Source organism: Cytobacillus firmus DS1 (genome assembly GCF_000565285.1).
GTDB classification, from domain to species: Bacteria; Bacillota; Bacilli; order Bacillales; family Cytobacillaceae; genus Cytobacillus; species Cytobacillus firmus_A.
Map to the genome: position 1 here is coordinate 93,080 of NZ_APVL01000011.1, position 14,480 is coordinate 107,559.

Annotated in this window: 11 protein-coding genes; 4 read left to right on the forward strand and 7 right to left on the reverse strand. The window is 42.9% G+C overall.

The window, feature by feature from the left end:
• From PBF_RS15395 to PBF_RS15410, 4 genes are all read right to left on the reverse strand, one after another.
• Positions 1–981, reverse strand: coding sequence for an agmatinase family protein (locus PBF_RS15395; protein ID WP_035330828.1), 981 nt, complete (start codon positions 979–981; stop codon positions 1–3).
• The gene (gene hutI, locus PBF_RS15400) at positions 966–2,252 is read right to left on the reverse strand and encodes an imidazolonepropionase (protein ID WP_035330829.1); all 1,287 of its coding nucleotides are present in this window, start codon (positions 2,250–2,252) and stop codon (positions 966–968) included. Before hutI ends, PBF_RS15395 begins: the two co-directional genes overlap by 16 nt.
• 192 nt (positions 2,253–2,444) lie before the next feature.
• A complete protein-coding gene (gene hutU / locus PBF_RS15405) occupies positions 2,445–4,106 on the reverse strand; it encodes a urocanate hydratase (RefSeq protein ID WP_035330830.1) in 1,662 nt (553 codons plus the stop codon).
• A 173-nt stretch (positions 4,107–4,279) separates the two neighbouring features.
• Positions 4,280–5,764: an AraC family transcriptional regulator gene (locus PBF_RS15410; protein WP_035330831.1), complete on the reverse strand. Its 1,485-nt coding sequence runs from the start codon at positions 5,762–5,764 to the stop codon at positions 4,280–4,282.
• Positions 5,765–5,911: 147 nt separating this feature from the next.
• Between PBF_RS15410 and PBF_RS15415 the strand changes: the two genes are divergently transcribed.
• Entirely contained in the window at positions 5,912–6,364 is a 453-nt protein-coding gene (locus tag PBF_RS15415; RefSeq protein WP_035330832.1) for a hypothetical protein, read from the forward strand.
• Between the two features lie 110 nt (positions 6,365–6,474).
• Here the strand turns inward: PBF_RS15415 and safA are convergent, their stop codons facing one another.
• Positions 6,475–7,101, reverse strand: a complete 627-nt coding sequence (gene safA / locus PBF_RS15420) for a SafA/ExsA family spore coat assembly protein (RefSeq protein ID WP_081757289.1) — start codon at positions 7,099–7,101, stop codon at positions 6,475–6,477.
• Positions 7,102–7,393: 292 nt separating this feature from the next.
• Between safA and pflB the strand changes: the two genes are divergently transcribed.
• From pflB to PBF_RS15435, 3 genes are all read left to right on the forward strand, one after another.
• Positions 7,394–9,619, forward strand: coding sequence for a formate C-acetyltransferase (gene pflB / locus PBF_RS15425; protein WP_035330834.1), 2,226 nt, complete (start codon positions 7,394–7,396; stop codon positions 9,617–9,619).
• Between the two features lie 100 nt (positions 9,620–9,719).
• The gene (pflA, locus tag PBF_RS15430) at positions 9,720–10,448 is read left to right on the forward strand and encodes a pyruvate formate-lyase-activating protein (protein WP_035330835.1); all 729 of its coding nucleotides are present in this window, start codon (positions 9,720–9,722) and stop codon (positions 10,446–10,448) included.
• A gap of 180 nt (positions 10,449–10,628) precedes the next feature.
• Entirely contained in the window at positions 10,629–11,738 is a 1,110-nt protein-coding gene (locus tag PBF_RS15435) for a hypothetical protein (protein ID WP_064503418.1), read from the forward strand.
• Positions 11,739–11,986: 248 nt separating this feature from the next.
• On the opposite strand, the gene nadE is transcribed toward PBF_RS15435, so the two are convergent.
• The gene (nadE, locus tag PBF_RS15440) at positions 11,987–12,808 is read right to left on the reverse strand and encodes an ammonia-dependent NAD(+) synthetase (protein WP_035330836.1); all 822 of its coding nucleotides are present in this window, start codon (positions 12,806–12,808) and stop codon (positions 11,987–11,989) included.
• A gap of 26 nt (positions 12,809–12,834) precedes the next feature.
• Entirely contained in the window at positions 12,835–14,292 is a 1,458-nt protein-coding gene (locus PBF_RS15445) for a nicotinate phosphoribosyltransferase (RefSeq protein WP_035330837.1), read from the reverse strand.
• Between the last annotated feature and the right edge of the window lie 188 nt (positions 14,293–14,480).

The following is a 14,480-nucleotide window of genomic DNA, read 5'->3' on the forward strand; positions in this document are numbered from 1 at the left end:
TTACCTTCTGTTCATTAAAGCTGTTAAAAAGGTCAGAAAAGTGTACGTGCCTGCTTTCACCGTTGGCTGTGCCTGGTGATCTTTTGTTGGATCAAGACAGACAATATCCATAGCCGCCGTCTTGGAGGAAAGTCCAGCATTATATACGGCTGTGAATAGTTCTTCAGTCCTCATGCCGCCTGGTGTGGATGCGGGTACACCAGGCGCAAAACCAATATCCAGCACATCCATGTCAATCGTGACATAAATTTTATCCACTTTTGATTCCAGCTGCCGGAGTGATTCTTTAACCGTTTCCTCAATTCCCCGTCTTCTGGCTTCTTTTAGGGTAATATAATTGAGCTTGTGCTCTTTAGCATAATGGATGAGCGACTGGCTATTGAAAAAGCCATGGAGCCCTATATTGTAGACATTTTCCCCTTTAATTTTGTTGTTCTGAATGAGATTGCGGATTGGTGTCCCGTTTGTCGGTCCATGGTCTTCAAGACTTCTGAGATCAAGGTGCGTATCCAGCTGGAGAATGCCGATTTCTTTTTCAGGTTCCAGCTCTTTCAGGCCGCTGACCAGCATGGCTGTAATAGAGTGATCTCCTCCGATCGCAATCGGGAATGAATCTGGAAATTGCGTCCGTACGTCTTTCATCGTTTGCTTTATATTGGAATGGCATTGCGGAATATCCGTGAAATGCATTTTCACGTCACCAAGATCTGCAACCTTCAGTTCTTGAAGATCACATTCAAAATCCAGGTTGTACGAGGAAAATCCTTTCCATGACCTCCTGAAGGATTCAGGGAATTCTGATGCTCCTGATACGCTTATCGATGACCGGGAAAGGGGGACACCGAAAAGCACGACATCCCAGTTTTCTTTCTTTAAATCCTCTTCCCTCTGGATTTGGCGTATCCATTCATTCACTTTTACGTCAGTTCCCAGTTCGGATTGCGGCCAAAAAAACCCGGGAGGATTTATTGTTGGTAGCATAAGCTTCCTCCCTTCACGACTATTTCCCCATTTTTAATCACTGTGTCCGTATGGTTCATGCCGTAGTGATACTGCATCTGCATGTAGTTCGGTACATTGAGCAAAAGCAGATCAGCTTTTTTGCCGGGTTCTATGCTACCCAGTTCTTCGGCCCGATTGATGGCATGTGCTGCATTAATAGTAGCGGCAGCAATGGCTTCTGCCGGCGTTAAACCCATATGCATACATGCAAGATTCATCATAAATGGCATGGAGCAGGTTGGCGAAGAACCTGGGTTGCAATCCGTTGATAATGCAACCGGGACACCCTTATCAATCATGCGGCGTCCCCTGGCTGCTTCAGCCATCAGGAAGAATGCTGTGCCTGGAAGAAGCACTCCGATTACTCCCTTTTCAGCCATCTTTTCCATGCCTTTATCAGATGCTCTGAGCAAATGATCTGCAGAGATGGCACCAACTTCTGCAGCAAGCTCGGCCCCCTCATAAGGTTCGATTTCGTCGGCATGGATCTTAGGAATAAGACCATGCTTCTTCCCTGCTTCAAGAAGTTTTCTTGACTGTTCAGGTGTGAACACGCCTCTTTCGCAGAAAATATCGTTGAATTCTGCAAGCTTCTCTTCCGCAACTTTCGGAAGCATTTCCTCAATGACCAAATCAATAAAGGCATCTGGATTCTCTTTGTATTCTGCAGGTACTGCGTGTGCCCCCATAAAGGTGCGGACAACGTCCACCGGATGCAGTTCATCCGCTTTGCGGGCAGCTGTCATCTGTTTTCGCTCTGTTTCCCAATCAAGGCCATATCCGCTTTTTGCCTCTATTGTGGTTACTCCGTGTTTAAGGAAGCGATCAAGACGGACAAGGCTCGCTTCTACCAATTCCTCTTCAGTTGCTTTTCTGGTCATCGAAGTGGTAGCATGAATTCCGCCGCCATTATTCATGATTTCCATATATGTTGCCCCGTTCAGGCGCATATTGAATTCTTCTTCCCTGCTGCCTGCATATATTAGATGTGTATGCGGATCAACCAGTCCTGGAAGGAGGACTTTTCCTGTGGCATTGATGATTTCAGCTTCCTGAAGCCGGCTTTGGTGTTCAGCTTCGAGTTCCGCTGTTGTCCCTGCTGACTTGATCCTGCCTTCTTCAATCCAAACCGCCCCGTCTTCAATGATGTGAAGATCGCTCATCTTTTCTTTTGTCAGCGGCTGTTCGGAGCTGCCCTTTAAAGTAATCATTTGATTTGCATGTTTGATAAAAATTGGTTTTGAGTGCATTTTGTGCTCCTCCTTAAAAAATGGAAGTTCCAATCCGCAATAATTACGGATTGGAGGGCTTCCTCATTGAAAATATTAATGGTTATTTGCAAGTTTAAGAGTTTTATTTGCAGAATTAACTGACTTATTTGCAAATTAGCATGGTTTATTTGCAGATATTTCCCTTCTATTTGCAAAGTTCATAAAATACCTTTATTTCATCATTGGAATGTTTACGCCTTTTTCTTTTGCTGTTTTGATAGCAAGATCATAGCCTGCATCTACATGGCGTACGATACCCATCCCAGGGTCTGATGTGAGGACGCGTTCAAGGCGCTGTTCCGCTTCCTTCGTTCCATCCGCAACGATGACCATTCCAGCATGAAGGGAGTAACCCATTCCTACACCGCCTCCATGGTGGACGGAAACCCAGCTTGCTCCTCCGACAGCATTGATCAGTGCATTCAGGATTGGCCAGTCTGCCACTGCATCACTGCCGTCCTTCATGGCTTCTGTCTCGCGGTTTGGAGATGCAACTGAACCAGAGTCCAGATGGTCACGGCCGATAACAATCGGTGCTTTAAGTTCTCCGCGGGCAACCATATCATTGATGATTTTTCCGAATCTTGCGCGTTCCCCATAACCAAGCCAGCAAATTCTTGAAGGCAATCCCTGGAATTGGATTTTCTCCCGTGCCATCTTGATCCATTTGCAAAGGTGTTCGTTATCAGCAAATTCGCGCAGGATCACTTCATCTGTTTTATAGATATCCTCAGGATCTCCAGATAGTGCTACCCAGCGGAAAGGTCCCTTTCCTTCACAGAATAGCGGCCGGATGTAGGCAGGCACGAATCCGGGGAAATCAAAAGCCTTCTCAACACCTTCATCTTTTGCCACCTGACGGATATTGTTTCCGTAGTCAAATGTGACTGCACCCTTCTTCTGCATGTCCAGCATAGCCTGAACATGGACAGCCATACTTGCTTTTGATTTCTGAACATATTCAGCAGCATCTTCCTTTCGCAGAACAGCTGCTTCTTCTAATGAATAGCCGATTGGAACATAGCCATTTAAAGGATCATGTGCAGATGTCTGGTCAGTCAGGACATCCGGGATGAAGTTCATTTCAAGCATTTTTGGCAGAACTTCAGCTGCATTGCCTAATAGACCGATAGAAAGCGGACGGCCTTCCTGTTTGGCCTCTTTTGCTAATTTAATTGCTTCTTCAATTGAATAAACCTTTGTATCCAGATATTTCGTTTCAAGTCTCCGGTCAATGCGGTGTTCATCCACATCAATGGCAATGCAGACACCACCATTCATGGTTACCGCAAGGGGCTGGGCGCCACCCATTCCGCCAAGGCCTGCAGTTAACGTAATCGTCTGTTTCAGTGAGCCGGAGAAGTGCTGTCTGCCTAGCTCTGCAAATGTTTCGTAGGTTCCTTGTACAATTCCCTGGCTTCCGATGTAAATCCAGCTTCCGGCTGTCATTTGGCCATACATCATCAGGCCTTTCTTATCAAGCTCATGGAAGGTATCCCAGTTTGCCCAGGCCGGCACAAGATTCGAGTTGGCGATCAATACCTTTGGTGCATCTTTATGTGATTTAAAGACTGCGACAGGCTTTCCCGATTGAACAAGAAGTGTTTCGTCGTCTTCTAGTTCATGCAGGGTTTTTACAATCGCGTCATAGCAATCCCAATCCCGGGCAGCCTTTCCAATCCCGCCGTAAACAACCAGCTCTTCCGGAATCTCTGCAACCTCTTTGTCTAAGTTATTCATAAGCATTCGGAGTGCTGCTTCCTGAATCCAGCCCTTTGCATGCAGCTCACTGCCTTGATAATTTTTAATTTCTCTTTTTGTTTCCGCATTCATTGTTATCCCTCCAATGTTATCTCATATTTAAATTTTATAATGAAAAATATCTGAAAAGTATAACAATTTGATTTGTTTTTTTATAAAAATATAAGATTTTATTATTGTATTTTTTCTTTTTTATTTTAATATTGGTGTTTTTATAATAATTGCACAAAAAATAAAACCTCCACTTAATAGGAGGTTTTGTGCAGACTTTTTCTAAATTGATTAGGGGGCATACCTTTTATTTTACTGAACACTTTATTGAAATACTGCTGATTGCGAAAACCGCAGGCGGATGAGATTTCTTTTATGGTCATTTCCGACTCCAGCAGCAGCTTGGAAGATTGCCTGATCCGGGTTTCATTAAGGAGCTCCCGAAATGACTTGCCGCATTTTTTTGCCAGCATGGAGCTGATATAGTTCGGGTTTCGATCTGCGTATTCAGCTGCCCTCTCAAGGGTGACTGAAGAGTCCCAGTAATTAGTTTCTATAAAGAATTGGACTCTGTCTGTAAGATCCAGCTTCAGTTTCTTATCAGATCGAATGGTCTCAAAAACATAGGAAATGAAGCTGATCATTTCGTTAATGATGCGGTAGATCAAGGGCGAGTAAAGGATAGTCTGGAATAAACGAAGATACTCTTTCTCCATTTCTCCGTCGGCAAGGCGGAAGGTCTTCATATGCCTGCGAATCTGCGCAAGAATACTGGTCAGCCGGATTCTGATCAGCCCCGGTTCCGGATATGGATCTTCTAAAATAAGAAACTCTTTGGAAAACCATGATTTGATCCCTTCTAAATCAGCCTGATTCAGGAAATCAATCCAGCTGCTTTGTTCCTCTGGAGTCAAGAACGGGTCAATTGAAAGCCATGCAGGCAATAAATTTTCCTCAATTACCTGATTAAATCCTCTGAAAAACGTTAACTCCATCAGTTTTCTGTTTGCATCATAATGGCTTTTGAGAGTATTCGGACCCTCCTGAGCAGTATAAATGCTGATGGCAATTGGTTCGCTTGAGGTTTCCTGCCAATTCCTCATAAATCTGACGCTCTCCTCTTTCCACGATACGCCCGAGTTTTCAGAAATAATCAATACCATGTCACTTAAAATAAAATAATCGGCTTTTTTCTGGAACGCATAGCTTTCCAGAAATTCATATAACATTGGAAGCTCGAGAACATTCTCGGTTTTTATGCCAATGGAAAGAAAAGGCTCTTCCGGTTCTGATGCTTCTAAAAAAATATCCTGATAGTTGAAGGCTTTATCAGTAATCATGCCGGAGGATTTTACAGCCGCTGGAGTTTTCAGCTTTTGGCGCCTATGAATGTTTCTTGCAGATTTCAATAAAATATCCGCTGAAATGGGCTTTAGTATTAAATCCGCTACCCCCATGTCAATGGCTCTTTTTGCCTGTGAAAAGGTCGCTTCCATTGTAAGTGCAATAAGATCCGGCCCTATAATTTGAATGGTTTTCAAGAAAGAACTGTATCTATCTTCCTTTATCAGATCAAGTTCAAAAATCAGCAGATCGGGCTGAAAAGTCTCCAGCTTTTTAATAAGCCCAGCTTCATCTTCGGCAGATTCCACTTCCCATGCGTTCATTGAAGATTTCAACAGCCACTCTATACCTTTTGTATCGTACTCATCACGATTGGCCACAAGTACTTTGTACATGCTGCCACATCCTTTTTTAATCTATTATGAAATAATTTTTCAGCAGCTGTAAAGAAAAATCGGAAAAATCCAGCAAATAGTAGACAAGTTATGATGCCCTTCCAGCATATCTATATATGGAAAACTAATTTTGGAAGGAGTATGACCATGCCTTTTCTTGTATTAAAGAAACGCAGCATCATTGCATTTGTCATCATATTTTCAGTCATTGTTTCTGCATCTGTATGGTTTTTTTCAAAGTCTGATACTTTGACGGTATTCAACCAGAACGAAGGTGAAAAAGTCCGGGAAATCCATATGGTTACAGGAGAATTTAAAGCAAAGCTGCCTGATGGCAAGGAAATCGAAGCTTATCGCTGGGACCCGGGAACCATTTTTCTGGAAAAAGATGAAAAGGTTAACCTCAAGATTTGGGGAGTCAACGGAATGGAACATCCGTATATTATCGAAGGAACCGATATTAAGGGTGTCGTAAAGAAAGCTGAAGAAACTGTGGTCCCTCTTCAATTTAATAAAGAAGGCGTTTACCGCCTGGTGTGTCTTACTCACCCTGACAAGGATAATAGCGGACCGATGATTGCTTATATTGTAGTAGATTAATGGGCAAAGCAAAAGCACCGGATTCTTCCGGTGCTTTTCTTAACTGTCTAGCGCAAGCAGCCTGCCCCCTCGAGGTGTCGGGGGTGGGCAATGCGCTTCCGCTTTTCTTCTTACCTCCCAATAAACATTTGTGTCCAATAGTGGCCGTAAGTTCCGCCCTGAGCGTAGCCTACTCCGATTTCTGTGAAGTTCGCAGATAGGATATTTTTGCGGTGACCCTCACTGTTCATCCACGCTGTTACCACTTCCTGAGGAGTTCTTTGCCCGGCAGCAATGTTTTCCCCAGCTGTTCTGTAGGTAATTCCGAAGCTCTTCATCATATCAAACGGGCTTCCGTATGTAGGAGAGTTATGATCGAAATACTTCTTATTGATCATATCCTGAGATTTGTACCTTGCAACTCTCGCAAGCTCCCAATTCGATTTTAGCGGCTTTAAACCGTATTTTGCTCTTTCCTGGTTAACAAGCTGAACTACCTGCTCTTCAACGCCTGTTGTGGCTTTTGAAAGTGTAGGGATATTCACCTTTTGCCCGGGATAAATGAAGTTCGGATTAGAGATCTGCTGATTGGAATTAATGATTTCAGATACTCCCACCTGATACTTCATGGCGATCTTCCACATAGTATCCCCTGGCTGAACGGTATGTACTGTTGACGCTTTTGCATCAAAATTGAATCCAAAGACAAGTGCGGCAGACAACATTAAAATGAATGAAAGTTTTGTTAGTGTTTTCATATTTATATTTAATCAAATTATACTATTCTATTAAACAGGTAATTGTTGGCGCCGAATGTAAGAATTTCTTAATTATTGCTATCTTTTTTAAAGCTGATATTTCATCTGTGTATAACAGTTTATAAATTCTGGGTGGTTTTGTAATACGCTTTTTTCTTAAAGGTGCATAATATCTATATTTCACAATACGTTCAAAATCTTTGTGATTTATTTCACATTAAATCTGTTATATTGAGTGTATAGTAAAGTTGTAATAACTGTTATACAAATAATCTCTTTGAGGTGAACAGGCATGGAAAGATGGAACGGCTTTAAAGAAGGCATTTGGACACGTGAAATTGATGTTAGAGATTTTATATTAAAGAATTTTGCACCTTTTTCCGGGGATGAATCATTTTTGGAAGGCCCGACAGAAGCTACATCATTATTATGGGAAAAAGTAATGGCTCTCACCAAAAAGGAGCGGGAACAAGGCGGCGTGCTCGATATGGACACTGAAATCGTCTCCACTATTACCTCACATGGACCTGGTTATCTCGATCAGGATAAAGAAAAAATTGTAGGTGTCCAGACTGACCAGCCATTTAAGCGCTCTCTTCAGCCGTTTGGCGGAGTCCGCATGGCTGTGGCTGCCTGTGAAGCATATGGCTATGAAGCCAGCAAAGGCATGGAAAAGATTTTTACAGACTATCGTAAAACACATAACCAGGGCGTGTTTGATGCCTACACCGATGAAATGAAACTTGCCCGCAAGGCCGGCATAATTACCGGCCTGCCCGATGCATATGGCCGGGGCAGGATTATCGGTGATTACCGCAGGGTTGCCCTTTATGGAGCTGACCGCTTGATTGAAGCCAAAAAAGCGGATTTGAAATTGACCTCAAGTGTAATGACCGAAGAAAATATTCGATTAAGGGAGGAAATTTCAGAACAAATCAGGGCTCTTAAGGAACTGAAGCAGCTGGCAAACAGCTACGGTTTTGATATTTCAAAGCCTGCAGGAAATGCTCATGAAGCTTTCCAATGGCTGTACTTCGCCTATCTTGCTGCCATCAAGGAACAAAATGGTGCCGCTATGAGTCTTGGCCGTGTTTCCACTTTTCTTGATATTTTCATAGAAAGAGACATAAGTAACGGGATACTTAACGAGAAGGAAGCACAGGAGCTGGTTGATCATTTTGTAATGAAGCTGCGTCTCGTAAAATTCGCAAGAACGCCTGACTATAATGAATTATTCAGCGGCGACCCTACATGGGTGACAGAGTCCATTGGCGGGATGGCGCTTGATGGCCGTCCTCTTGTTACAAAGAATTCTTTCCGCTTCCTTCATACCCTTAGAAATCTCGGGCCCGCTCCTGAACCGAACTTAACGGTATTATGGTCCGCCAGGCTTCCCGAGAATTTCAAAAAATATTGTGCCAGGATGTCAATCGAAACAAGTTCAATTCAATACGAAAACGACGATATCATGCATCCTGAGTATGGCGATGATTATGGAATTGCCTGCTGTGTTTCTGCAATGGAAATCGGAAAACAAATGCAATTTTTCGGAGCAAGAGCCAACCTGGCAAAGGCCCTCTTATATAGCATAAATGGCGGCAAGGATGAAAAAATCAGCGTTCAGGTCGGCCCGGCCTATGCCCCGATTACTTCAGAGATCCTTCAATATGAAGAAGTAATGGAGAAATTCGATTTAATGATGGAGTGGCTGGCAGAGCTCTATATTAATACATTGAATATCATTCATTACATGCACGATAAATATTGCTACGAACGAATCGAAATGGCTCTGCATGACTCGGAAATTCTCAGAACGATGGCCACTGGCATTGCGGGTCTAAGCGTAGCGGCCGACTCGCTTAGTGCCATTAAATACGCGACCGTAAAGGCAGTCCGTGATGAGAATGGGATCGCGGTTGATTTTATTACAGAAGGAGATTTTCCGAAATACGGCAATAATGATGATCGCGCCGACAGCATCGCTATAGACCTGGTTGAACGGTTTATGAAAAAGCTCCGCAAGCATCAGACTTACAGAAACTCTATGCATACCATGTCTATATTAACCATTACATCGAATGTGGTATATGGCAAGAAAACAGGCAATACACCTGATGGACGGTGTGCCGGAGAGCCCTTTGCCCCAGGTGCAAATCCAATGCACGGAAGAGATGCGAAAGGCACGCTTGCTTCCCTGTCCTCTGTTGCAAAATTGCCATACAAACAGGCGCTCGATGGCATCAGCAACACCTTCTCCATTGTTCCTAAAGCACTCGGAAAGGATGATGAAAGCCGTGTACGCAATCTGGTATCCATACTCGATGGATATGCCATAAAATCCGGGCACCATTTAAATGTAAATGTATTCAATAAAGAAACGCTTCTGGATGCCATGGAACATCCGGAAGAATATCCCCAGCTGACCATCAGAGTTTCAGGCTATGCAGTAAACTTCATTAAGCTGACTAAAGAGCAGCAGCTTGACGTTATCAATCGAACGTTCCATGAATCCATGTAACCAATCGGATGGCGGGCCTTTTTAATCGGCCCCCTCTTCAAAAAAGCATGAGCAAGGTGCAGCTGCGGCTGCCCTGGTGCTTTCGGAAAGGAAGATGAATATGCACGGCAACATTCATTCAATTGAGACATTCGGTACAGTAGACGGACCTGGCATCCGGTATGTTATTTTTACACAGGGGTGCCTCCTTCGCTGTCAATTTTGCCATAATGCGGATACTTGGGAAATTGGAACAGGGAACCAAATGTCCGTTTCAGAAATCATGAATGACCTGCAGTCCTATCTCCCTTTCTTCGAGGCTTCCGGAGGCGGTATCACAGTCAGCGGCGGTGAACCTTTGCTGCAGATACCTTTTCTTATAGAGCTTTTTAAAGAATGCAAGAAACTTGGCATTCACACTGCCATAGATTCATCAGGTGGCTGCTATTCCAGCTCCCCGCTTTTTCAGGCACAGCTGAAAGAGCTTATGAACTATACAGACCTGGTGCTGCTGGATTTGAAGCATATTGATAGGGAGAAACATAAAAAACTCACAGGACTTACAAATGAACATATCCTTCAATTTGCCCGGTACCTGTCTGATCATCAGAAGCCTGTATGGATCCGCCATGTGCTTGTACCAACAAAATCTGATGATGAACGTGATCTGGAACGATTGGGCAATTTTATTAAAGAATTGAATAATGTGAAAAAAATTGAGGTTCTCCCCTATCACAAGCTTGGTGTATATAAATGGGAAGTGCTTGGATTGGAATATCCGCTGAAGGATATTGAACCTCCGAGTGAGGAAAAAACAGAATGGGCTTATCGGCTTTTGACTGGGTTATAATTAGTGGCTTTGATTTAGGTTGTTAGATGCGGCGTTATGCGCGGTTTGCCCCATTTGCGATTGGGGCTTTGTTGTATCTTGAATTAGTCGTTTTTGCAGTGCGGGTGATGTACGAATTCACCAAAATTTCAATATTATTTACCCCTCATTTAAGCTATAATTAAATTGAGGTGGATAATTATGACAAATGTCTTGAAAAGGCCTAAATGGCTAGTATTTGGTTTACTTTTAACTATGATTCTGTTTTCCAACTACATTCTATACAGGTCCACGCTTTTTGGTCCGGTACCGGACGGAGCGGCGGTTGGCTCTCTGCTTGACCTGCTGGTTGTTGTACCGCTATTGGCGTATTTCCTTATCCTGCGCAAAAGGTATTCGCTGAAGTATTTAGGGGCAGTTATTTTAGCAGGATACGCCGCTGCTTATTTTATTATCCCTGCCAGTCATTTCTCGCAGTTTTCCTTTTTGCCTTATGTAATTGTTTTTTCCGAAATGCTTTTTATAGGGCTGGAGCTGTTTATTGCCTATAAGATTCTTACTAAACTGCCTGTGCTTATAAAAGAATACCGCAGGCTAAACGGTATTAATTCGCTTTTTCTCTTTAATGTTAAAAGGGCGGCTGACACACATTTGCCGAATAATAGATTAGGAACTGTATTCGTGACTGAATTCGCTATGTTTAATTACGCCCTGTTTTCATGGAAAAAGAAGCTTTCCATAAAGCATGGAGATTATTTCACCTACCATCAAAAAACAAGTGTAAATGCTGTCTACATTATGCTGATTCATGCAATAGCCATTGAATCGATCGGACTTCATTATTGGCTTCATTCATGGAATGCTATTGTGGCATATATCATCTTAATAGCAAATATTTATGGCATTTTGTACTTTCTGGCAGAGATAAACGCCACCCGCTTAACCCCTTTTGTCGTTACTGATTCTCATTTGCTTCTCCAGTCAGGCTTCTCAAAAAGCATGTACCTATCTTTGGAAGATGTTAAAGAAATCAACTATTATGATGGTCCTGAAAAGTTTAGCAGACAAGAAATGAATGATATATTTGATGCAAGAGTTCCTGATCTTATCCAGGAAAAGCCAATGTTCGAAATTGTGCTGAAGAAGCCGGTAGATTATGAGTTGATGTACGGCATAAAAAGAAAAGCAAGCCGCATCGTTCTGAATGTGGATGAACCGGAGAGGTTTTATCGCAGTCTAACGGGCAGTAAGACCCCGCTTGAAGACTCAGAGGAATCCATGGAGGATAAGCGGGGGTCAAACTGCCCGTAAGGCCCGATTGGTGAGATAAAGTGAAACTTGCCGATGCGCAGGCAGAGGCTTAGTTGAACCAATCGGGTTCGTAGTGTCGATTGATCGAATCGCTAGCGGAGATCTTAACGACACTAGAACGGGACTAACAATCATTGGGGATAGAGTACACCACCACAGATTGATGTTTCACTCTATCAGGAAGTATCAAACAAATTAGCTCAAAAGTAAAAGGAAAATCCTCAGGGATTTTCCTTTTTGCGTGAAGCTTATTTCCACCAGTTATCGTGCATGGATGCAGGTATCTGACGCTTATGTTCGGAAACGAGGTAACGTTTTTCGATCTTATCTGCGGCTTCCGGACTTACTGATTTTCCTTCAAGGTAGTCATCCAATTCATCGTATGAAATACCTAGCTCCGTTTCATCAGCCTGTCCGGGTTTCTGGTCCAGAAGATCGGCAGTCGGTACTTTTAAGTAAAGTCTTTCTTCTGCCCCAAGCTCTTTAAGGAGTACCTTTCCCTGTCTTTTAGTCAGTCCGGATAATGGCAGGACATCTGCACCGCCATCGCCATATTTTGTGAAAAATCCTGTCACTGCTTCTGCTGCATGATCCGTTCCAATAACCAGCAAACCGTATTGGCCGCCAATTGCATATTGGGCAATCATTCTCATGCGGGCTTTCACATTGCCTTTATGAAAATCCTTTAATGGTTCCTCCGGCAATATGCGATCATATTCGGTTTTTACTTCATCAACAGCATTTTTAATGTTAAATACAACTTCACGGTCAGCCTGGATAAAAGAAAGCGCCAGCTGTGCATCGTCTTCATCCTGCTGTACACCATATGGCAGGCGGACTGCCATGAAAGTTGCCTCTTTGCCTTCATTTCGCAATTCTTCAACGGCGAGCTGCGCAAGTCTTCCGGCAAGAGTGGAATCCTGGCCGCCGCTTATGCCAAGTACATACCCTTTGGCATTCGATTTAACAAGATAATCCTTTAAGAACTGGATTCTTTTTTTTATCTCTTCTTTTGGGTCGATAGCTGGATTAACATTTAAGCTTTCCATAATTTCTTTTTGTCTATTCATTACAGGTTCCTCCCTCTTTTTTAGCTTCAGCTCTTAATATTTTGTTTTACCTGACTGATCATTTTCATTTTATTATCCCAGCACTCCTGGCTCAAGTCTACCGGGTATTCCTCCGGATTAAGAGAACGGCGGTATTCATCCCATAATACATTGAGATTTTCCTTTGCAAAGCTCTGCATCTCTTTTAAGGACGGAACTTTATAGGTAAGCTCCCCTTCCTTAAAAATCACTTTATGCAGTTCTCTCGCTTCGAAATTGGTAACGAATTTGCTTACAAACGTGTGAACTGGATGGAACATCTTGAGCTTTGGTTCTGCTTGAGGATTCTCATGATCCAGTGCAATATAGTCTCCCTCTGATTTATGGTTGTCTTTGTTTATAATCCGGTATACTCTCTTCAGGCCGGGGGTTGTCACTTTTTCCGGATTGCCGCTGATTTTTATTGTGTCAGCCATCTTGCCCTCTTCATTTTCAATTGAAACGAGTTTATAAACAGCTCCTAATGCAGGCTGCTCATAAGCCGTGATCAATTTTGTGCCAATGCCCCAAATATCAATTTTTGCTCCTTGTGCTTTGAGGTTAATGATGGTGTATTCATCCAGATCATTTGATGCAATAATCTTAGTATCATGGAAACCGGCATCATCAAGCATTTTTCTCGCTTTTTTGGACAGATACGCCAGGTCCCCGCTATCCAGTCTTATGCCTTTAAAGTTGATTTGACCTTCCATTTCCCGGGCTACTTTAATGGCATTCGGGACTCCGGACTTAAGCGTGTCATACGTATCGACGAGAAAAACACAGTCTTTATGGGTCTGGGCATATTTCTTAAATGCGGTATACTCGTCCTGATATGCCTGTACAAAAGAATGCGCATGGGTTCCTGCAGCTGGAATGCCAAATTTCTTGCCGGCTCTTACGTTAGAAGTGGCATCGAACCCTCCTATATATGCTGCTCTCGTTCCCCAGATGGCAGCGTCCATTTCCTGTGCCCTTCTGGAACCAAATTCCATAGCTGTCCCATCCCCAATGACTTCTTTGATACGTGTAGCTTTTGTCGCAATCAAGGTTTGGTAATTTATAATATTTAATATTGCTGTTTCCACGATCTGGGCTTCTGCCAGCGGAGCTTCTACACGCATAATCGGCTCATTGCCAAACACCAGCTCTCCTTCTTCCATTGATTTAATGGTTCCTGAAAAAGTCATGTTTTTCAGATAATCGAGGAAATCATCAGCATAATTCAATTCGTTTTTTAAGTACTGCAGGTCACTCTCGGTGAATCTGAAATTTTCAATATACTCAATGACCCTTTCGAGGCCTGCAAAAACACCATATCCATTCCCAAAAGGGAGCTTCCTAAAATATACTTCAAAGACCGCTTTTCGATTATGTATATTGTCTTCCCAATAAGTCTGCGCCATATTGATCTGGTACAAATCAGTATGCAAAGCTATACTGTCATCCGCAAATTCCCTGTGCATAATCGCAACCTCCTGTGACAAATCTTCCTTATGTATTTCTTTTATTGGCAGTATCCCCCATTCACATCTTTCTCAACTTTAATGGGATGAAAAATTTGCCTATTATTTTAATAGTAGTGAAGTTCATGGCCTTAAGCAAATTATTCAGCCTGAATATATACGGATATTTACCCATCCGAGACTTTTTT